Annotated in this window: 7 protein-coding genes; all 7 read right to left on the bottom strand. The window is 32.8% G+C overall.

The window, feature by feature from the left end; genetic code table 11:
* The coding region (locus tag ACVC2P_RS14390; RefSeq protein WP_452599152.1) for an SDR family NAD(P)-dependent oxidoreductase at positions 1-8,768 on the bottom strand (8,768 nt) is incomplete at its 3' end.
* Positions 8,769-8,803: 35 nt separating this feature from the next.
* On the bottom strand, positions 8,804-16,999 hold the full coding sequence (locus tag ACVC2P_RS14385; RefSeq protein WP_452599151.1) for an SDR family NAD(P)-dependent oxidoreductase: 8,196 nt from the start codon (positions 16,997-16,999) through the stop codon (positions 8,804-8,806).
* 58 nt (positions 17,000-17,057) lie between these two features.
* Positions 17,058-17,405: a hypothetical protein gene (locus ACVC2P_RS14380; RefSeq protein WP_452599150.1), complete on the bottom strand. Its 348-nt coding sequence runs from the start codon at positions 17,403-17,405 to the stop codon at positions 17,058-17,060.
* A 43-nt stretch (positions 17,406-17,448) separates the two neighbouring features.
* On the bottom strand, positions 17,449-18,672 hold the full coding sequence (locus ACVC2P_RS14375) for a cupin-like domain-containing protein (protein ID WP_452599149.1): 1,224 nt from the start codon (positions 18,670-18,672) through the stop codon (positions 17,449-17,451).
* 65 nt (positions 18,673-18,737) lie between these two features.
* Positions 18,738-19,007, bottom strand: coding sequence for an acyl carrier protein (locus tag ACVC2P_RS14370; RefSeq protein WP_452599148.1), 270 nt, complete (start codon positions 19,005-19,007; stop codon positions 18,738-18,740).
* 149 nt (positions 19,008-19,156) lie between these two features.
* Positions 19,157-20,485, bottom strand: coding sequence for a hypothetical protein (locus ACVC2P_RS14365; RefSeq protein ID WP_452599147.1), 1,329 nt, complete (start codon positions 20,483-20,485; stop codon positions 19,157-19,159).
* Positions 20,486-20,556: 71 nt separating this feature from the next.
* A partial coding sequence (locus ACVC2P_RS14360; protein WP_452599146.1) for an SDR family NAD(P)-dependent oxidoreductase occupies positions 20,557-23,267 on the bottom strand: 2,711 nt, incomplete at its 5' end.

Below are 23,267 nucleotides of genomic sequence, written 5' to 3'. Positions count from 1 at the left end.
ATATTTAACGTACTCCCAGAGACTAATGGTAAATATATTTGCTCTCCTGAAGCATCAAATGAAAAGTTAGAGAACTGTATAAATTGGTCCGTTTCATTAACTTCAAAATATTGTTTTTGATATTGTATTAAATCTGCAAAGCTGCTATGTTCTATTAATACTCCTTTAGGTTTACCTGTAGATCCTGAGGTGTAAATAACATAGGCTAAATCGTTTAATAATGGTTTTGTTTTTAAACGTCCTTTTGCTGTTATTATGCTTTTATTGTTTTCCCATATTGATGAAATACAGTCTAGTTCTACACCGGTTTTGTTTATAAGTGTTTTTATGGATTGTTCTAGTGTTGTTTGAGCTAAAATTAACTGTATGTTGTTTTTAGCATTCCCTTTTATAATACTATCTTCAACCATATATTTAATACGATCTTGTGGGTAATCTGGAGCAATTGGCACATACGCTCCTCCTGCTCTTAATACGCCTAACATGGCTACTACCATTTCTACAGAGCGCTCCATACAAAGCCCTACTAAAGTATCTGCTTTTATACCTTTTTGTGTTAAATAAAGGGCTAATTGTTTACTTCTAGCATCTAACGTTTTATAGCTAATTGCTTCATTTAAATACCTTATAGCTGTTGCGTTTGGAGTTTGTTTTGCTTGGGATTCAAATAAATCTACAATGGTAACTTGTTTTGAATATGTTGTTTCTGTTGCATTAAACTCTGTAAGTAATTTTAGTTGTTCTTTTTCTGTTAAAATATTAATGTTTTTAACTTTATATTCTGGATTACTTACTACTGTTTCTATTATGTTTTTATAATAATTTATATGAGCATTAATTGTTTCTGCTGTAAATTTTGCTCTTAAATATTTAAGGTTTACTGTAATGCTATCTTTTAAGTCTATAACTTCTAACGAGTAGTCTTCTACTGCATTTTGCTTAAGCGATTCTATTACTTTTACGTTTGTATTATCTTTATTATTTAAAATGTCTCCAAATATATTTTGATAGGTATATACAATAGAAAATAAGGTGTCTCCTTTTCCTTTAGTAGCATCTAATGTTGTTAATAATTTGGCATAAGGGTATTTTGCATAATCTATGTTCGATAAAAATTCAGCTTTTACCTTAGTTACAACTTCTGCAAAGGAATCCTCACCAAAAACCGATGTACGTGTTAGCATCATGTTTATATAATAGCCTATGCTTTTTGCATATTTCTCGTTTAAACGGCCTGCTATTGGTGTTTTTACAATTACATCATCTGTACTTGTTAATCTATGTAGTAAGACTTTAAATATGGCTAACATTACTATTGAAAGGTTAGCTTTAGATGTTTTCGCTAATGCTTTTAATTTTAATAAGGTGTCTCCAGATATCTCTATACTACTTATCCCTTCTTTTTCTATTGATTCAAATGACTCGGTTTTAGTATTGCTATATGGTAATTCTATTGCTTCTATAGTACCACTCATTTTATTATTCCAGAAAGTAAAATCTTCTTTACTTTCTTCTGCTTGTAAATACTTTTTTTCTTGATTTACAAAATCGAAATAACTTTTATCTTCTTCTATTTTTGAAATTGGTAATCCAGAATCTAGTGCGTTTAATAGTGTTTTAAAATCTGATACAAAAGGGGCTACTGAAGTTCCATCGAAAACAATGTGATGCACCATAAAAAGTATATACGTTTTATGAGTTGTAGCATCTTTTCTAATGTATAATTTTGTTACATTTTTAGCTAAATCGAATGGTATAGATTGTAAAATTTTAAATTCTGCTTCTACGGATTCTGATATTGTTTTTACGTCTTCTTTTAAATAACCAGATGCCGATTTTACCTCTTGTTTAATAACTCCTTCTTCTTCATCGGTAAAAAATGAAACTCTTAGTGTTGGGTGTTTTTCTAAAAGGTATTCTGCTGCTTTATAAATAACGGTTGCATCTATTTCTTTATCAACGCTAAACCCTATTGGCACATTGTATTCTGTTGATTCTGGATTTTTATTTTGAATGAACCAAAGTCCTTTTTGTCCTTCAGACAATGGAAAATATTCTGGTAAATTATTCTTTTTATGTTCTCTGTTTTTTGCTTTGGCACTTTTTGTTTTTACAATAATAGTTTCAAAAACATCGAATATAGATTTAAAGTCATCTGCTCCTAAAATCTGTCCCATTTTTACGTTTACCCCAAAGTGTTCGTTTAAACGGTTTACAAGTTCTATTACTTTAATAGAATCGAAATCGTAATCAATTGGAGACAATGTTTCATCAAAATCTGCTGTAGGGATTTTAAATACATCATTAGAAATGGCTTCTATTGCTTCTCTAACTGTTTCTTCTTGTAGGGGTACTACGTCTTCTTCATTTACAACTTCTACTACAGTTTCTTTTTCTTCTTTAATAGGGTTTTTAGTTGCTGTTTTACTTGGGTACTCTTCTAAAATTAAATGTGCATTAACGCCTCCTACTGCATAACTATTAAGTCCTGCTCGTCTTGGATGTGCTCCATTTTTCCATTGGCATGGTTCTGTAGTTAATACTAAAGAATGGTTTGGATCTAATTCTGAATTTATAGTTTCTAACCCAGCAATTCCTGGTATTGTTTTATGTTCGAAAGCTTTTAATACTTTTATTATAGATGCCATACCAGAGGCTAGTTCTGAATGTCCCACAACTGGTTTTGAGGTGCCTACATGCCATTTTTTATCTGGGTCTTTAGAGAACTTTTTATATACTGTATCTATAGCGCTTAACTCTATAGCATCTGCCATACGGTTTGCTATACCGTGCGCCTCAACATAATCTATTGTATCTATTGGGACATTAGCTTTTAAAATACTTTCTTCTATAGCTTTCTTTAGGCCTTTAGAGTTTGGTGCTTCTATTGAAAACCCTTTCCCGCCATGGCTTACAGAACTTCCTTTAATTACTCCTAATATATTATCATTATCTCGCTCTGCATCTTCTAATGGTTTTATAATAATTATTCCTACACCTTCGCTTCTTACAAAGCCTTCTGCATTTTCAGAAAAGCTTTTTGTATCTCCTTTTTTACTAAATAAGCCACCAAAATCTGAAGCAACGGCTTTTTCCATTTCTTCTTTAGAGACTAAATTAACGCCTCCAACAATGGCTTGTTTACATTCTCCACTAGTAATACTTTGTATTGCGCGATGGATAGCGACATAACTACTTGTACAGTATGTATTAACTAATTCGCTTGGGCCTTTAAGGTTTAAGTGGTATGAGACTTTATTAGGTATTAAATATGCTAGTGTTTGATGTTCTTTTTCTGCATATTCTTGTGCTGCAATAAAAACACCTGTAGTTTTAGAGGCTAAGGCTTTTCTATCTATTTTATAATGCTCCATAGCATTAGATAGGACTTCAAAAATCAACTTTTCTTGTGCAGATAATTGGCTAATTTCTGATGCATCCATATTTAAAACAGACCAGTTTTCTTCTGCATTTTTTAAGTCTATTTGGCTATAGGCTACATGGGATGCTGTTGTTTCTTTGGCTAAGTTTAATTGTATATTGGTTGCTGTATTAAACCATAGTTCTTCTTCTGTTTTTATCGAGCTAAATCGCCCATTCATGGCCACAATAGCCATTGTAGCAGATGGCTTAATTTTTACTTCAGGAGTTCTTTTAATATTTTTTTGGTGACGTTTAGAAACTTGTACTGGTTTTGGGGTTACTACATGGTCTTTAACTTCTACATTTTTAGTTTCTTTTGTATCACTTACAACTGTATTTCCTGTTTTAAATAAATCTCCATGATCCTCTAACAAAAACTCTAAGAATTCTGAAATTGTAGTATAATTAATTAACGCTGTCGGTGCCAAATCTAATCCTTCGTACTTCTCGTTTAATACTTGCACTAGATTTATCATCATTACTGAATCGAATCCATAATCTCCAAAACCTTTTTCTTTATTAATTCTATTGGCGTCTAATTTTAATATCGATGAGATTAGAGTAAAGACTTCATTTTCTATAACCTTACTTAAATGGCTGGTATTTGTTGTCTCTGTAGAAACTATTATTGGAGAAGTTTTTATTGTTTCCTTAATGGTTACTTCTTCTTCTCCTACTAATTTACTGTGAATCTTCTTGCGTTCTCCGTAAGCTATTACGCCTTGTCCTGTTTTATTTTTTAATAAGGTTTCGAAAGCCAAAATACCTTCTGCTGTTGGCAAAGCGCTCATGCCCCATTTCTGCTTTACATACTTTTCGCTCTCTGCATCCATTGTCATCCCACCTTCTTTCCATAATGGCCAGTTTATACTTAAAGTATGCCCACTACGTTTTCCTTGCTTTTCTAATGCATTTCTATATACTGCATAATAGTCTAGCCATGTATTTGCGCTTGCATAATCACTTTGTCCAAAGTTACCTGTTACTGCAGCCATACTACTAAAATAGACTGTAAAATCTAGCTTTAAATTGCGAGTAGCATAATCTAAATATTTAACACCGTTAATTTTAGGTTGTAATACTTTTGTTGCTTCTGCTGTCGTTTTTTTAATTAAAAAGCTATCTGCTATTACTCCTGCACTATGTATAATTCCATTTAAAGCTCCGTATTCTTTTATTATAGTCTGTATAAGATGATCTACAGATTTCTTATCTGTTACATCACAATTATAATAGCTTGCATTTAATGCTTTTAATTCTGCATCGCTTAATTTTGAAGTTGAAGAACGACCAGACAGTATTAGTTTTGTTGTTTTATTTTTAGCTATATATGATGCGAATAGTTTTCCTAATCCTCCTGATCCTCCTGTAATTAAATAAACACCATTGTCTTTTACCGTTACTCCTGAATGTTTTGCGTCTTTAATTGCAGTTACTAAACGCTCTTGTCTATTACCGCCAACGTATCTTATCTCTTCTCCTAATTGACTTTGTTCAAGTCTTATGGTTTCTGCTAATTCTTCTACTTTGTTTACAGATAACTCCTCTACTCCTATTGTTTTGGTAATTAGTTTTCTACTTTCTAATTGTGCAGTTTTTAATAACCCACTTGCAAATGCGTAATCTATATATTCGCTTGTGTTATAGATTAAAGTTAATCCTATTGTTTGTTTTGCTCCTAAAAGTGGTTTTATAAGTTCTTGTATTTTATTGTAATACTCGATTTCTGTTGGTTCGTTTATTACAATAACTTCTTGCTCTAAGCTTTCTTTTAGTTTTTCGCCTAAATCTACAGATCCGCCTGCTATTAATACAATATGTTCTGTTGCGATTTCTTTCGCTTCATTATCTATCGCTTTTGGTTTCCAATGTGTTGTATAGGTTTGAAGCCCAAAATCTTTATTAACAGCTGTTTTAGAGCTTGTAGTTTTTGGTTGGATTGATTTTTTTACAGGTAAAGTTGTTAAGTCTTTAAATTGTAATAAAACTTCTCCTGTTTCCGATAAAATGTCTATGTCATAAATAACTACTTTATCTCCTATTTTATAGGTATCACTTTGTCTTACATGGCACCATTTGGCTTGCTGTACAGTATTATATATCGTGACTTTTTTGGTTGAAAAGGGTAAGTTTAATACTACATTTTCTTTTGCTAAACTAATTCCTAAAATAGACTGTAGGGCACTATCTAGTACTCCTGGTTGTAATATATAATTATAATCTTCCTCTAATGCTATTTTACTTAATGATGCTGTTTTATTATAGTATAATTGTTTAATGCCTTGGAAGCTGTTTCCATAATTAAAGCCTAATTCATTAAATATTGCATAACATTCTTCTCCTGTTTTACTACTATTAAAGGTTAGTTTTAAAGCATCTATGTTAACATTTGGAAGTTTTGTTTGTTCTTCTGTATGCAAGGTTCCTTGCCCATAGATAATTTCGTCTTTATCAAATGTTGCTGGGCTGTATATTTCATAGCCATAACCATTCTCTTCTTCGAATAAATTAATCTGAATTTTTTCGGAATTAGAGTTTACCTTAATTGGTTGTAACCATGTTACATTTTTTAATTGTGTTATTGTTGTAGCCAAGCTTCTTTCTCCTGCTTCTCTTGCCCACTCTAAATAAGCTACTCCTGGTAATATTTTTTCTCCTTCTACTTTATGGTCTCTTAAAAACGATTCGTTTCCTGTTAAAACTGTCGTATATTTTTGTTCTGCTAATGTGGAATCGTTAGTGTGTACTAATGGGTGTAATTTACTAATTCCTTTTCCTGTAGATGTAGTTTCACTTGCTTCTGCTACCCAATAGCGTTCTCTTGCAAAAGGATAGGTTGGCAAGCTAATTTTATTTGGCTTATTATTACTGTTATATAATAAATTCCAGTCTATTTCAATACCTTGACTCCATAGCTGTACTAAGGCTTCTACTTCTTGTTCTTTTATTGCTGTTTCTATATATGCTTTTCCTGCATTTCCTTTTAATATAAAACTGTTTGTGTGTTTTGTATTGGTTACATTGCTTAATAATAAACCTTCTCTATTTCCACTAATGTATTGAGCTAATGTTGTTTTTAAATCGCTAATATCGTTTACTAAACATGCAAATCGTTCTTCCATTGCTTGTCTTCCCACTTGCAATGTATATGCAATGTCGTAAACATTTGTTGTGCTATTAGTTTCTATATACTCTAAGATATTCTTTACTTGTACGCCTAGACGTTCGGTGTTTTTTGCAGATAATACTATAATAGCTGGCGCATGGCTGCTATAGTGTTTTACAGGGTTTACATACTCTTCTATTATTATATGTGCATTGCTACCGCCTGCTCCAAAACTACTTAACCCTGCTAGCCTTTTATTATTAGAGCTAGTGTTCCAATCTTGCAATTGTTGTGGAACGGTAAATGCTGTTTTCTCGAAATTAATTTTACTATTTAATGTTTTTGAATGTATGCTTGGTACAATTTGCTTGTGTTGTAGTTGTAATAATACTTTAGTAAAGCCTGCTATTCCTGCGGCAGATTCTGCATGTCCAATATTACTTTTTACACTTCCTATTGCACAATATTGTCCTGTTGCATTATTAAAGGCTTTATTTAATCCTGCAATTTCTATAGGGTCTCCTAAACTTGTTCCTGTTCCGTGTGCTTCAACATAGCTATAATCTTCTGGTTTTACCCCCGCATTTTGCATTGCATCTTTTATAACCTCAGCTTGAGCATTTAAATTAGGGACTGTTAGACCACTACTTTTTCCACCATGATTAATAGCTTCTCCTTTAATTACTCCGTAAATTCTATCACCATCTCTTTCTGCATCACTTAATCGTTTTAATAAAACGGTGCCTACACCTTCTGCTGGAACATAACCGTTACCGCCTTCTCCAAAGGCTTCACATTTTCCTTTATCTGATAAAAATCTGGCATTAGATAACCAATTGTATTTACTGGCATGTACGCTTAAATTAACACCTCCTGCTAAAGCGACATCGCATTCTGAACGGCGTATACTTTCGCATGCTAAATGTAGTGCTGTTAAAGATGATGAGCATTGCGTATCTAACCCTATACTTGGACCTCTTAACCCTAAGTAAAAAGAGGTCATATTGGCTACAGTAGAGACAAAGCTACTTGGTGAACTTTCACTTTTGTCTAAACGGAATAATTGATAGTCTGTCCAGAATACTCCTGCAAAAACACCTACTTTAAATAATTCTGAAAGCTTTGCAGGGTTGTAACCTGCATCTTCGATAGTTTTCCAACTTTCTTCAAGAAATATGCGAGCTTGCGGATCCATATTCTCGGCTGCTATTGGAGACATTCCAAAAAATAACGGATCGAATTTATCGGCATCTTCAATAAAACCGCCCCATTTACTATAGGTTTTACCTTGTTTTCCTTTTTCTTTATCAAAATGCGCATCTGCATCCCAACGGTCTTTAGGAATTTCCGTTACACAGTCTTTACCTTGTTTAAGGTTGTCCCAAAATTCGGCTATAGTTTTTGCTTGGGGGTAGCGTCCACTTAAACCTATAATTGCTATGGCATTATTATTTGCCGTTTTATTTTGTTCTTTTTTAACTTCTGGCTTATACTCTGGGTTTTCTGTTGTTACTATTAAGTCTCCCCATACATCATCTTCTATTAGAGCTTCTGGTGTTACTGAACGTTCTACAGGTGTTTTTTCTTGTTTTATATTGCTTTGTAAGGTTTCTTCTGCACTTGCTATTGGTTTTATTTCTGAGAATGCTTCTTTGTCATTTTCTAATAAATATGTGCTTAAATCTTCTATATTTTGATACTCGAATAATAATGTTGGATACAATTCATGCCCCACCTTTTCTTCAAGGGTTGTTACTAACTGCATTGTCATTTTAGAATCCATTCCTAAATCGAAAAATCCTGCTGTTATATCTATAGTAGCTGCTGGTTTTTCTAAAGCTATTGCCGACAATTCTTGTAAATAGCTTTGAATTAATTCTATGGTTACCGTTTTTACTTTTGTAACAGCTACTGGTTCTACTTTCTGCTCAACAGTTTTCGGTAATTCGCCTGTAGTTTCTTTAGAGAATGCTTCTTTATCGCTTTCTAATAAATACAGACTTAAATCTTCTATATTTTGATATTCGAATAATAGGGTTGGATATAATTCATGCCCAACTTTTTCTTCTAATGCTGTTACTAACTGCATGGTCATTTTAGAATCCATTCCTAAATCGAAAAACCCTGCTGTTATGTCTATTGAATTTGCTGGTTTCCCTAGTGCTATTCCTGATAATTCTTGCAAATAAAGCTGAATAGTTTCTTTCACTCTGGTTGTACTTATACCATTTGAACTCATAATACTAATATTTTGGTTGTGCTTGTAACGCGAGGTTAGGCTTGTAATACTTTATCGTTGTTTTCTTGTAACAGGTTTGTTATTAAACCTGCATGTCTGATACGCTTTATAGCTAAGTTTTTAAACTCTACTAATAGTGTACCGTTTGCATCATAGATGCTTATGTCGCTTTTTATAACTTCTGAAGGTGTATCGTATTTTTCTTCTTTGTGTTTGCTATAAACATAGATTGTTGAAGGCAATGTATTATAGGCTCTAAATTGCTCTATTGAAAATGGAATATAGGATACTTGATTTTTTGTAATGGCATGAAATGAGCTTCCTGAAAAAGTTGCACCATCTAAAAATGCAGGGCTTAAATAAAAGCGATCTAGGTATGATGTAGATAATTCACTTAAATGCAATTGCATTAATTCTTCTCTTCCTTTTTGATATACCATTCCTAAAGTCTCCATAAATTCACCATGAACTATATCTACCGTTCTAGCTGATTTATAGACTTCTGCCATGTTTAATTGACGTTCGCTATTTGTTTTAAAGGCCTCTATATTAAATGTTTCCTTTGTTCCACTTGGCATATTATTTAACCTACATTGCACATGCTTGTCCCATTTACCATAACTGTTTCCGTTATGATCTAATCTTCTAGAGCGTACCATTGCTTCGCTAATGGCATGTTTCCCTTTTCTAAAGCGTACTTCTACTCTACGGTTATAGGTTTCGTCTGTTGCTAATGGTTCTATAAATATGATTCGGCTTATCTCGAATGTTTTACCGAATAGAATTTTACTACATCTTAATATTAAGTCTAGATAGGTCACTCCTGGTACTATACTTACTCCATGTACCTTGTGATCTCTTAATACATAGTGATCATTATTCATATCTAAAGTAAATATCCAATCTGCTCCTTGTTTTTCTTTTTTCATATTAAAGTATGTTGCCATACTTTTTGCAGAGACGTCGTTTATTTTTTGAGGTTGTTCTGCTTTATTTTTTATTGGCTCTAGTATTTCTACTTTTTTTGTTTCTGTTATTGTTTCTGGCCAATAGCGCTTTTTGTTAAAGGCTATATTGGTTTTATTAAATGGTTTGGTAATTTTATTTGCCTCAGGAATACCTTCATTACTTAATATTACATGTGCATTATTCCCTCCTAATCCAAAGGCGCTTATTCCTCCTCTTCTAATTCCATTAACGCCATCCCAATCTTGTAATGTTCTTACTGGGTATACTGGTGAGTTGTTAAAATCGAAACGTGGGTTTGGTGTATCGCAATTTAATGTTGGTGGTAATTGTGCTGCACTTATTGCTAATGCTGTTTTTATAACTCCTGCTACACCTGAAGCGCTCATTAAGTGCCCTATATTTGTTTTTACACTTCCTACTGCACATTTTTGATTTGGATCACTACTTTTAGATAATACAGCGGTAATGCCTTTTAGTTCTATTGGATCTCCTATTAAGGTTCCTGTTCCATGTGCTTCTATATAACTAATTGTAGAGCGGTCTATTTGCCCATTTTCTATAGCTATTTCCAGCAGTTCTTGTTGTGCTTTTGGGTTTGGGGTTGTTATCCCCATTGTACTCCCATCATTATTTACTGCGGTTCCTTCTATAACGCTATAGATTTTGTCACCGTCTGCTATGGCGTTACTTAATCGTTTTAAAACTATAACTCCACAGCCTTCTCCCAATCCTGTTCCATCTGCTTTTTCATCAAATGCTTTTGTGCGTCCGTCTTTAGACAATACTTCAGCTATACTTAATCCTACAAAATGGCCTTCGTCTAATAAAATATCTACTCCTCCAGCTAACGCTACTTCGGTTTCACCTTGTCGTAATCCTTTTACTGCTAAATCCATCGCGGTTAGCGAACTACTACATGCGGTATCTACAACCATATTTGGTCCTTTTAAATTATAGATATGTGCCAAATGTGCTGTTATAAAGTTCTGTCCTGTTCCTACAATAAAGTCTTTATGTAAGTTCTTTAGTTTGTGTTTAAAATTCCCAACTCTAGAGCCTGCATATACTCCTACAGATTTTCCCCACAGGCTTTTTTTATCGTAGCCTGCATCTTCTATAGCTTCTGCGCTTACTTCTAACCATTGTCTTTCTAGAGGGTCTAATTGACTTGCTAGTGCTTCTGGTATTTTAAAATATTCTGGATCGAAGTCTTCTATTGTATCTAAAAAACCTCCCCATTTGCTATAGCTTTTTCCTTGTTCTTTATTTGGTGAGTAATATGTATTTATATCCCAACGATTGGCTGGCACTTCTTTTATACTGTCTTTTCCTTGTTTTAAGTTATCCCAATAGTCTCCAATGGTATTAGCGTCTGGAAAATGACATGCCATTCCTATAATAGCTATAGGCTCATTTTTGTTAATGTGATTTTGTTGTTTTGTTTTGTGTTTCTGCTCGACGTCTGTTATTAATGCGTCTTCTATTATTATAGATTCTGATTCTATTTTTTGATTCAAGACCTTAGATAATGCGTCTTTATAATGCTCTGACAGGTACTCACTTAGCATTCCAACTGTAGGGTGTTCTAATATAATACTTGGCGATAGGCTTACATTTCCGCCAAGTTCTTTTTCTAATTGTTTTACTAAGTCTGCTAATAAAATAGAATCTACACCGTACTCTTGAAATGGTATATCTAATTCTATACTGTCTGCTGGTAATTTTAAAGCTTCGCTAATTTGTACTGTGACCCAGTTACTAACGACTGTATCATCTGCTTTAGTTATTTCAACTTGTACTTGTTCTTTTTGTTTTGGTATTTGTAATAGGTTTTCTACAGAGAATACTTCTGGATTATATACCATAGGCGCTATAGTTGGCATCTTATCTTCTGGTTTTAACGCTATTACTTTATCTATTATGTTAGCACCTTCTAAATTGGTTAGAGATAATAGCCCTAGGTCTCTGTATATACCTTCGGTTACTTCTCCCATTCCTGTTTCTTTCCAACTTGGCCACTGAATACTTCTGTAACCTTCTTTATAGTGTAAGGCTGCAAAATTTTCTAAATAAGCATTACACATAGCATAATCGCATTGTCCTGCTCCTAAATGTGGTACTAATGCAGAAATGGATGAAAATAAAATTCCAAAATCTATATTATGTGTTTTTAAAACCTCATATATGTTATGTAATCCTATAACTTTTGGCTCTTGAAGTTTAATAATTGTTTCTATTGGTTTACGTATAAATGCTGGTGTTTCCATATCTACTAACCCAGCACAGTGTATTAATCCTTTAACCGCTCCCCATTGTTTTTTTATTTTATCTAATGCTAACGAAACTTCTTTTTTATTTACTAAATCTGGTTGTATTAATTTAACCTCAGCGCCACAATTTTCTAAAAACAAAATGTCTTTAATTTTTTTTGCCAATGTATTATTCTCTTTAACAATACTATTCCATGCTTGTCTTGGCGGAAATTTTTGTCTTCCTAATAACACTAATTGCTTTACTTTATGTTTTGTTACCAAATGCTTGGCATAAGCCATTCCTAACCCTCTTGTTCCTCCTGTTATTAATATTGGGCCTTCTATTTTTGCTTCTGCATTTAGTTCTACTGATTCTAGGTAGGGCGTTTTCCATTGGTTGTTAATGTATTGTAATTTTACATTTCTAGATACCGACGAGAGTGTTTTTAAAATGGCATTTACGTTTACTTCTAGTGTTGAATCTGGTTCTAACTCTAAACTTATACTGTTTACTTTACTATACTCGGCTCCTAATGTTTGGTATAATCCTTTGCCTATTATGTTTTCATTTGTTTTACAAAGTTGTACAAGATTTATATTTTCGTGGTTTGAGCGATCTATTACTTTTTGAATGACTTTTACCCAAGTATAGTCTTCCATAGATTTACTTCCTAAATCTATTACTGCTCTTACCGCTTTGTATGGAATATTTTCTATGTCTGAAAGGTTTACAACTAATGTTTTATTTATATGTTTAGTTAATGCTTCTGCTATAGCCTTATTGTCTTCTATTACATTTAAAATTAAAACTGTTCCTTCTATTGCAACTTCGTTTTCTAATGTTATTGGTTTCCAGTTTTCTTTGTATAGTTCTATTGTTTTTGCTGGGGTTTTACTGTTCTCAATTGCTTTTGGTTGTTCTACTATTTTAAATGTTGTTTCTGGTATCCAATAGCGTTGTCTAGCAAAAGCATACGTTGGTAATGATATAATGTTTGGACAGTTATCTTTATTGTATAATTGTTTCCAATCTATGCTTACTCCTTTTACCCAATATTCTGCTAAGGTTTTTAAATCTATACCATCTAATGCTATTTGCAATTCTTGATTTTCTATCGTAGTTTTAATTTTACGTGTATTACCTAGTAGAAAATTAGCGTCATTGCTATTTAAGTAATTTTCTAATTCATTTTGCAACTCTTTTATACTGCTTACAGAGATTGCTAAACGTTCTTCCATAGCTTCTCTTCCTACTTGTAATGTGTAGGCTAAATCGTAAATAGATGTTGTATTATTAGTTACTATGTAAGTTAATAAATGTTGTACTTGGTCTTTTAACCTGTTTTTATTTTTTGCTGAAATAATAACAACTGTTGGGTCATTACTTTTATATATTTTATTTTCAGAAATATATTCTTCTAATACTACATGGGCATTACTTCCTCCTGCTCCAAAACTACTTATTCCTGCTATTCTTGTATGTCCTTTTTCTGTAAACCATGGTGCGGTTTCTTTTTGTAATGCGAATGGACTATTCTCTAAATCTAAATAGGCATTAGGTTGTTTTAATTGTGGGTTACCTGGAATCGTTTTATGTTTTAGTACCTGTATTAACTTTATTACTCCTGCAATTCCTGCTGCTGGTTCTAAATGCCCTATATTGGCTTTTACACTTCCAAGTTTTATGTGCGGTGATACTGGTAATGTTTTACCGGCATCTTTATATAGGGTTTTAAATGCTAATTTTAAACCTTCTGTTTCTATTGGGTCTCCTAATGGAGTACCTGTTCCGTGTGCTTCTATATATCCTACTTGCTCTGGGCTTACTTTTGCAGATTTGTATGCTTTTATTAGGAGTTCTTTTTGTGCATTAGGGTTGGGTGACGTTAATGTATTTGCTTTTCCTCCATGATTTTCTGATGCGCCTCGAATAACGGCATGTATACGATCTCCATCTTCTTTAGCTTTGCTTAATGGTTTTAATACAATCATCCCTACACCTTCTCCTCTTACATAACCATTTGCGCTTTGATCGAATGTTTTACAGCGTCCTTCTTTACTTAAAAATCCTGCTTGACTTAATGGAAATAATAAATCTGGCATTAATACTAAACTTACACCTCCTGCTATAACAACATCGCAATCTCCGTTTTGTATTTTTTCTAATCCTCTTTTTATTGCTACTAAAGAGCTTGAGCATGCTGTATCTATTGTTTCACTTGGTCCGTGAAGGTCCAATAAATAAGAAATGCGGTTAGCTACCATAGCTTGTGATAGGCCTGTAATGACTTGCGAATCTGTTATTCTACTTCTATCTATAAGTGTAGCGTAATCATCAAAATAACTTCCAATAAATACTCCTGTATTTGTTCCTGATAGACTTTTAGGGTTTACTCCTGCATCTTCTAATGCATGGTATGCTTCTTCGATTGCTAATCGATGTTGCGGATCCATTAATTCTGCTTCTTTAGGAGATATGCTAAAATGTAATGGATCGAATTTATCTATATCGTCTATAAAGCCTCCCCACTTTGCAGTTGTTTTTTGCTTATCTTTTGTTGTATCGCCATAATATGCTTGCCAATCCCAACGGTCTTTAGGGATTTCGGTTACTAAATCTTTATTGGCTTTAATATTTTCCCAAAATGTATTTACATCTGGAGAGCCTGGGAAACGACCACTCATTCCTATAATTGCTATAGGTTCGTTTGCTTTATTTACTGAAGCTCGTATTGCACATTCTTCTTTTTTACAATTTTTAGGTTTTTTTAATATTACTGGGGCTTCAGTACTTTTCTCTACTGTAGCTGGTATTGTAAATTGATGTTGCTTTGCTACTGCTTCTTTATGCTCTTCTAATAAAAATCTTGTTAGTTTTTGTATAGTAGGATAGTTATAAAATAGTGTTGGTAGTATTTTTAAAGTGTAAAATTCACTTAATACGTTTGCAAATTCGGTTAGCCCAACTGAGTTAAAATCATAATCTCCTATTTCTTCTTCTGTAGAAATATTAGTTATTGATACGTCTAATAACTCGGATACTGTTTGAAGTAAATAGTGTTCTACTTCTTTTTCTATATTTATTGTTTTTGGAGCAGAACTGTTAATAGTGTTAGCTCCATTTATGTTTGTTTCTAGATTAGTGTCTTCTATTTTTAAACTTGTTTTGTCTGCATAAATATCTAACCAATAGTTTTGTTCGTTAAATGGGTATCCTGGCAATGATAATTTTGCATATTTTATGTTTTCAAAATATTTATGAATAGGAGTTTCATAACCTTTTGCCCATAAATCGAACAAAAAGGATTTATCTCTTGTATCATTTAGTTCATTTAAAAAGTCTACTACTTTTCCATTCTTTAAGAATATTTCATTAAGACTTAATTCTTCTTTATGGTTTCCATTTACATAATAGCCTCGTTTTCCTTTAGAGCTTATAAACTTATCTAATTTCTCTACTAAGTTTTCTATTGTTTTGTATCTAAATACAATACGTTGATTTAGTTCTTTTCTACTAATTAAATATTGGTATTCTAATTGCTTAGGGTTGCAATCGCTATGTTTTACTAAAAAAGTTCTTATGCGTTCTGCATATGGTACAAATTGTGATGCTTCTGTACATGATAATGCTAAATAGTAAGCGGTATCATTTTGCTCATCATTTTTATTGTTTTTAGTTTCTGGAATGTATTCTTCTAATATGGTGTGAATAACATTTCCGCCACCTCCAGAGTTATTAACGGCTCCTCTTCGTGGTATTTCTTGTTTATTTTCGTCTATTAATCTTGGCCAGTTTTCTGTTTCTGACGAAATATAATAGCGTGTTTTGTCTAGTTTAATTTCTGGACTTAATGTTTTAAATCCTTTTATTCCTAATTTTTTATTTGCTTTAAACGAATAGACTAACCTAATTACAGAGGCTAAACCAGAGGCAGCATGCATGTGACCAATGTTTGGTTTTAGCGAGCTTATTTTACATGGTGGTGTCTTTTCATTATTTAATTCTTTGCCAAAATATTTATCGGCTAATTTAAATGCTTTAATTTCTTGAGAGTCTGCTAAAATTGCAGAGGCGGCATGTGCTTCTATATGCGTCACCGTTGAGGGATCTACATTAGCTTCTTTATAGGCTTCTATAATTGCTTTGCTTTGTTGTCCTGAATCTGGGAAGGCTATATTTCCATTTCCTCCTACATGACTTGATTCAGATCCTATAACTAAAGCATGAATATTATCGTTATCGTTAACCGCTTCCTCATTTCGTTTTAATAGTAGGCTTACAACTCCTTCTGATGGTGTAAATCCAGATGCGTTATCTTGAAACGGGCTACCTCCATCTTCTGTTGTAGACATTAGTCCCATAGATTGAGAGCCTCCAAAAAAGGAGCGTGTCCATTCTTCTCCATATATTAAGCTAACGCCTGCTACAATTGCATAATCGACTTCTCCGTTTTGAAGCATTTTTTTACCATGATGTAATGCGGTTAATCCACTAGAACATGAGGTATTAATGCAGTAACTTGGGCCTTTTAAATTAAAGTAATTAGAGATGCGGTTTGGCAAATAGGTTTGTGCCATACCTAAACAAGAATAAGCTGTTACTGGAGCTTTTGTAAGGTATTCCATGTAAGGATTAACTTCTTTACCTACAATAACAGCTACTTTCTTATCTTTAAGGGAAGAGGGTAAAATACATGCATCTTCGAACAAATGCCACACAGATTGTAATAACTTACGTTGCTGTGGTGTCATATATTTAGCTTCTTTGCCAATAATATGAAATAGTTTTGCATCGAATCCTTGCAGATTTTTCACAAATGCACCTCGCTTTGGTTGTATCGTTCTTTTTGGGTCATGATCCTCCGGAATTACTTTGATCAATTGTTCCTGATTCTCTAATTTTTCCCAAAACTGCTCTATTGAATCTGACTCTGGAAATACTCCAGACATTCCAATAATTGCAACTGGTTTCTTTTTAGATACGTTATTATATTCTTCTTTCTGTGACATTTTTATATATGCTTATGTTTGCAATAACTTTAACCTCTTCACTTATTACTAGCACCTACTAGCCGTGAAATAATTGCATATTTTTCTTAAATACTTTCACTTTATCTTTTGCTGGATCTTTTATAGCCAATACTAATCCATCAGTATTTTTTCTTGCTGATAATCGTTCTATGTATTGCTCTTCAGATAAATCTTTTTCAGATGTGTAGTTCACTGGGTTTTGAGCTTCTAAATAGCTTGTCCAACTCTCATTTACATCGTAAGGGAAACCTGTAGATTCATATTGAGAATAATCCATTGTCTCGTTATTAATAAAGTTCTGAACATCTGCGTGTTCAAATTCTTTTCCTTTAAGGATGTAACACTTTTTTTCTTCTGGAATGACTACAGAGTAGAAAAATCCCATATTCAATAAAAATTCTTTACTTTTCATAATGTTTTAGCTTTATCTATTCTGCGTTTTCTAATTCTTTTTCTTCTTGTTCTCTTCCAAAATATGTAGCTCCGGTAATGATTTCCTCCTTTTGTAAGGATTGGTAAATCTTGAAGTTGTAATCTCTATATCTTGGGTCTGATCTTAAGATATTTTCGTATAATGGCATTCTAATTGCTGTATCGAAAGATTTTGTGTTTTCTACTAAATCTACTTCTGTATAGCGTTGGTTTGCCATAATTGTTAATGGCGATTGATTAATAATAGAGTGTGGCCACCATTTTGGGAAGAAAATAACATCTCCTGGTCCTTGATCGTAATAATATTTAGGAATGTATGCATATACAGGGTTATGTAATACGTGATAATCTAAATCGTAACGTATACTTGTAGAGCCACCAACAAAGGCAGAAGATAGCATTCCTGCTGGTGTATGCGGTGTTGGTATAATTTGTAACGAATAGGCGTGTAAAGGATCCATAAAGAACCAACGTTTTACTCCTGAAATTCCAAAGGTTGCACTAACATCATTATTAATATGCCAGTCTGTTCCCCAGGTTTTAAAGTTTCCTATAAATAACTGTGGAAATAATGGTTTTACTAAATTATCTACCATGTTATTTAACTTACTTACTCCAACATCTTCTAAAAGTTCTGGATAAGCATTAAAAAAGTCTACAGAGTTATTAATGTAAAATGTTTCTTTAGATTTTGGATCTAACTGATTTTCTAAAACATATTTAGCGGTTACTTTTTTAGCTCCTTCTCCAAAACCAATGTTTTTATCTGCTCCATCGTTTTTAGAGTAATCCATACCAAATAATTCTACATCTCCATAGTTTTTTATTAAGTACTCATGGTTCCAAGACTTTGCTGCCTTAGTATCATTCATTAACCCTTTTATAACTACTGGTGGTGCTCCAGGATCGCATAGTAGTTTAGTCAATTTTTCTTGATCTATTTCTTCTGGCTTGTATGCTTTAAGCTTTATGTGAGATTTTCTGTAATCGATTTTGTCGAAATCTTTACATTCTTTTTTAAACTTCTCAAACTTATTTTTAATAAACTCTTTCTCTGCATCTAGTGCATAGTTTGTAGAGGTTAATTGGTGTCTCATTTGAACATACGAGTAGTGTTCTACCATCTCAGCATCGTCTAAGTATAAATACTTAGCATTTTCTAAAATGCGTTGCTGATCACTATCATATTCGAACGCGTTCATATCTAGTTCTTTTCTCATTGTGATTTGTTTTTAAAAATTCATATATATTAGTTGTGATTCTAGTTATATAGAGATGCAAGACATTACATTAATACTTCCTCCATTTTAGCATAGTGTTCCTTCTTTAGGTAGTCGCTAAACTCAGCTAAAGAGGTATATTCTAATAGTACTGCTGGACGTACTTCTATACCAAAAGTGTTGTTAATGTCCACGCACAATTTGTTTATTTTCATAGATTCAAATCCATATTCGTCTATGTCCGACTCCCACTCTACAGCAGACGGTTCAATACTTAATAGTTCTGCAGATTTGTTTGTTAAGTACTCTTTAATTTGTTCTTCTAATTCATTCATTGGTTACCAGTTTTAATTATTATTTAAATTTTTGCTTGTTTATATTTATTATTTATATGCCTAAGCTTTCTAAATACTTTAAAAAAAGCCAATAGGAAGCTTGGGCTAAATATCTTAACCTTTATTATCTATATATTTTATTGGTTTTTTTAAAGTGTTATTTGAGCTCCTAGCACAATCCCATGGCTAAAAACGTCTCTTTCACTATGTGTTTCTCCTGCTGGAAATGGTGCGTTTGGAGCACTACCACTTATAAAGTTTAATGGTACATATCCATCTGTTCTAAAAAGTTCTAAGAATAATTTTGATGAATTATTTAAAAGTGCTGAAAACCCTAATACTATTTGATTTTGTCTTTCCCATGGTGCTCCATCTGGTCCTGAGATAAAATTAGAGAACTCACCAGAAACTGCATATTTAAAAGCACCGCTATTATTAAAATTATATTTAGCTCCTACTTCCATCGAAGATACTTTTGATGCTTCAAAAACATCAAGTGGAGGTGTTGGGTTATGTGTTCCTGGCCAAACTTCTAATGTTTTTGCAAAACCTCCTTTTAAAGTTAATCGGTCTTTAACATTTAGTTTCCCATAAAATGTATATGCTGGGTTATTATCTGCACATCCAGAAAAGTGAGTTACTGGAAAGCCGTGGCAGTATGCGCTTCCATGTAAATAAGAACCTCCAAAAAGTAAATTTACCCCTTCTTTAATATTTAAAGTATAATTTAAATCGAAAACAAAATTATTTAGTTTAGATGGCACATTACTATCGTTTACAGGCATTGTTAATGCTCTAAATTGCGATCCGCCTTGTACTGCCATAAATGTTGCATGAACATCCCATTTTTTAAATGCGACTTGAGCTCCATAGCCCAGACCACCAAAGGCATGCCATAATGTAGAGTTTGTAAAAGGGTTTACACTTCCTGTTATGCCAAAAGGGGCATCCATTTTACCTATAGCACCGTATACAGGAAATTTATTTAAATCTCCTATTAACACATATCCTTTACGTAATTGTAATTGGTTTCTAGTAAGTGTTGTAATAGTTCCAGGCCCAAAACTTTGTTGTGGATCGTAAAGTATTTCTGCATAAGCGGTTAACCAATTATTAACGGCTGCTGTTGCCGAAAATTGAAATGAATGTATTACTGCTTCACTTACTTCTTTTCCTAATTGATTATTAGGTGTTGGGTGGCGCATTAAATATCCAAATTTTGAATCGGTATTAGACTTTTGATAGTCTCCTAATGCTATCAATGATGCTCCAAATGTTAAGCTTTTGTTTTTAAGCGTTCCCTTTTGTCTTTCTGTTATTAAAATATTTATTTTTCTCAAATCTTGATTTGGTTCAAGCATTTTATATGAGAGCTCCGAGTTTATTCCTAAAGACGGTTTAATAGAATCTTTTGCTTTTTGAGCTATTGAACTATTTACCATAAATACTATAGCAAATAGTGTAACAATATGTTTCATGAGGGTTTTGTTTTTATTAGTTTATTAGTTTTAAAATGGATTGTTTATATATAGTTTTAAAGGTTAAATGTTTAGATAAGAAGTTGTTTTGCTTCGTAACGGTCTATATTGTGTTGTTTTATTATTTTGTTGTAATCGCCTAAATCAACAAACATTTGTTCTTGCCCTAATTGTATTGCGTAATGCATTAATTCTGCGCCTATTTCTGTTGGCATTGGTACAGATCCTTTAGTCCCTGTCATGAGGTCTATAGCGATTTCAGAAAGTTGCATTCCTCCACCTGCCCAGTATGGCCAATTCATTGTTATTGATTGTCCTTGTCTTCTACCATTTTTAACAGCTTTATTTCTTGCCCTTATAAAGCCATCTAGATAAGCATTAGCCATAGCATAATCTGCTTGCCCTGCATTACCGAGGGAGTGTAATGAAGAGAAGCATAAGAAAAATCGTAATGCGATGTCTTTTGTATGCTCATCTATATATTTGGCTCCGTATACTTTAGGCTCGAATACTGTTTTAATTTCTTCTACTGTTTTTTTCATTATATAGTTATCTCTAATAACTCCTGCACAATGAATAACGCCATCTAGTTTTTGATGTATTCTAAGAATTTTCTGTATTAAGTTTTTAACTTCTTTTTCTTTAGAAATGTCTGTATCATAATAAACAACCTTGTTTGTGTCGTTGTTTAATTCTTTTAGTTTTTCACTTTTAGCTTTATCTAGTATTGATCTCCCAACGAGTACTATGGTTACATACTTACTATGTTTTAAAATATTTTTAGTCATAGCAATACCCAAGCCTCCAAGTCCTCCCGTTACTAAAATAACGTCTCCAGACTTATAAGTCTTTTCTAATTTTATTGGCTTATTTATAATATTTATTGGACTAGTATATTCTACATAGCGTGTTTTCCCTTCGTACTTTATTATTCTATCGATATCTAGATTAGCAATATTATCTTTTAAAATAGTATGCAACGTATTTTCTTCTACCGTGTCTTCAACAAAAATTAATTGTGGTTTTACTTTGGTAGATTCTTGCCTAGTACTGTGTACTAACCCTGTTAATCCATAACTATTATCTATACAAGATTTTGGTAAAATAATTTGAATACTTACCGTATGTCTTGGTTTTTGTTTAATTACATTTTGAATGTATAGGAATACGTTATTTACTAATTCTGTGTATGTTTTTTCATTATAATACTCTGGTTTTGGTACTACCAATCCATTAATATCTTTTAATGTTACTGTATCTATATAACATAGAATAGCATGTTGTTCTAATACCGTAGTTGTTGCCTCATTAAAAGTGTTGCTTTCAACTTTATCCCATTTTAAATCGAAAAGAAATAAATGGTTGTTATTAATTTTATAAGGCGACTCTGTTTGTCCTTTTATTAAATCGTAAATAGGTTTTGGACGGTCTGTTTCTCTCATTTTTATTTTATTTTGTATGGGAGTTTTAATACTAAATGGCCAACAATATGTTGTTTTAAGGGTTGTTGTTGGTACAGGAATACGTTTTAAAATACTTGTGTGTTTTTGAATGCGACTCCATTGTATTACAGCGCCTTTTGTCCAATATTTAGTGAGCGCCTTTATATCTTTGGTAGTATAGGCTTCTTGAACTAATACTGCGTCTCCTGCTTCTATTTTATTTGCGTTATAAAAACGTTGTTTATTGTCTGCCCATGCATTTTTGTTTAACAACCATGCTTTAATACTTTCTAGTAAGTCTTTATACGTGTTGGTTATTATTGCTAAACGGCAGGTTTCTATATGTCTTCCTTCTTGTAAAGTAAACTCTAGTCTATTTAGTAATTCGAATGTGCCAAAGTTATCTTTTAGTTTAGGTAATGCTATTACAAATTGTTCTAATAGTTTAGTTAATTGTTCTTCATTTTCATCTGAGAATATGAAACTAAATTCTCGTTCATTTTCAACATTCTCTGTAGTCTTATTTTGATATTCTTCAAAAATTAAATGGGTGTTTACGCCTCCTATACCTAAACAATTCATTGCCATTCGTTTAGGGTTATCGGTTAAAGTTTGCCAGTCTATATCATTTTTTAAAATAGAAAAGTGCTTATCTAGAGTAATTGCTCCATTTATTTGCGATAATCCTTTTACTCCATATAATTTTTTATTTTGTGTACTTGCTATTAATTTTAACAAGCACGGGAACGTTGAGGAGGTTTCTGCATGCCCCATTAATGGTTTTAAGCTTCCCACGTAAATTGTTTTATCTTTTATTCCGTTTACTGGGTTTTTAAAATAGTTTCCATATACGGATTGAATTGAAACCATCTCTGATGTATCTACAAAAGATACACCATTGGCTTCTGCTTCTATATAATCTATTGTTAAGGGGTCTATTTTTGCTTGTGCTATGGCTTTCTCTATGGCTTTTTTCTGCCCTTTTATATTTGGACTATTCCATTTTAAAGGTGCTTTACCACCGTGGTATACTCCTATTCCTTTAACTACGCCATAGATATAATCTCCATCTTTTTCTGCCTCGCTTAAAGGTTTTACAACTATAGATCCTATGGTTTCGCTTCTTACAAACCCATCTGCATCTTCACTAAAGCTTTTAGTTTCTCCGCTTTTAGAATAAATTCCTGTAAGGTCTTCTTTAATTAATTCATGAGAGGATAAATTAAGTGTGGCTGTGGCCACAATAGCTTGTTTACAATCGCCTCTTTGGAAAGCGTGAGAGGCTCTTTCCATTGCTGCTATAAACGATGAGCATGCTGTATCTACTACTTGGCTAGGGC

The sequence above is a fragment of the Pontimicrobium sp. MEBiC01747 genome (assembly GCF_053601635.1).
Note: the sequence above shows the minus strand (reverse complement) of the source record. Positions and strands in the feature narration are given on the sequence as shown.

Bases quoted from the DNA above. Each gene is read 5' to 3' on its own strand.
- ACVC2P_RS14385 (WP_452599151.1), bottom strand. From the start codon at position 16,999: ATGTCACAGAAAGAAGAATATAATAACGTATCTAAAAAGAAACCAGTT.
- ACVC2P_RS14380 (WP_452599150.1), bottom strand. From the start codon at position 17,405: ATGGGATTTTTCTACTCTGTAGTCATTCCAGAAGAAAAAAAGTGTTAC.
- ACVC2P_RS14375 (WP_452599149.1), bottom strand. From the start codon at position 18,672: ATGAGAAAAGAACTAGATATGAACGCGTTCGAATATGATAGTGATCAG.
- ACVC2P_RS14370 (WP_452599148.1), bottom strand. From the start codon at position 19,007: ATGAATGAATTAGAAGAACAAATTAAAGAGTACTTAACAAACAAATCT.
- ACVC2P_RS14365 (WP_452599147.1), bottom strand. From the start codon at position 20,485: ATGAAACATATTGTTACACTATTTGCTATAGTATTTATGGTAAATAGT.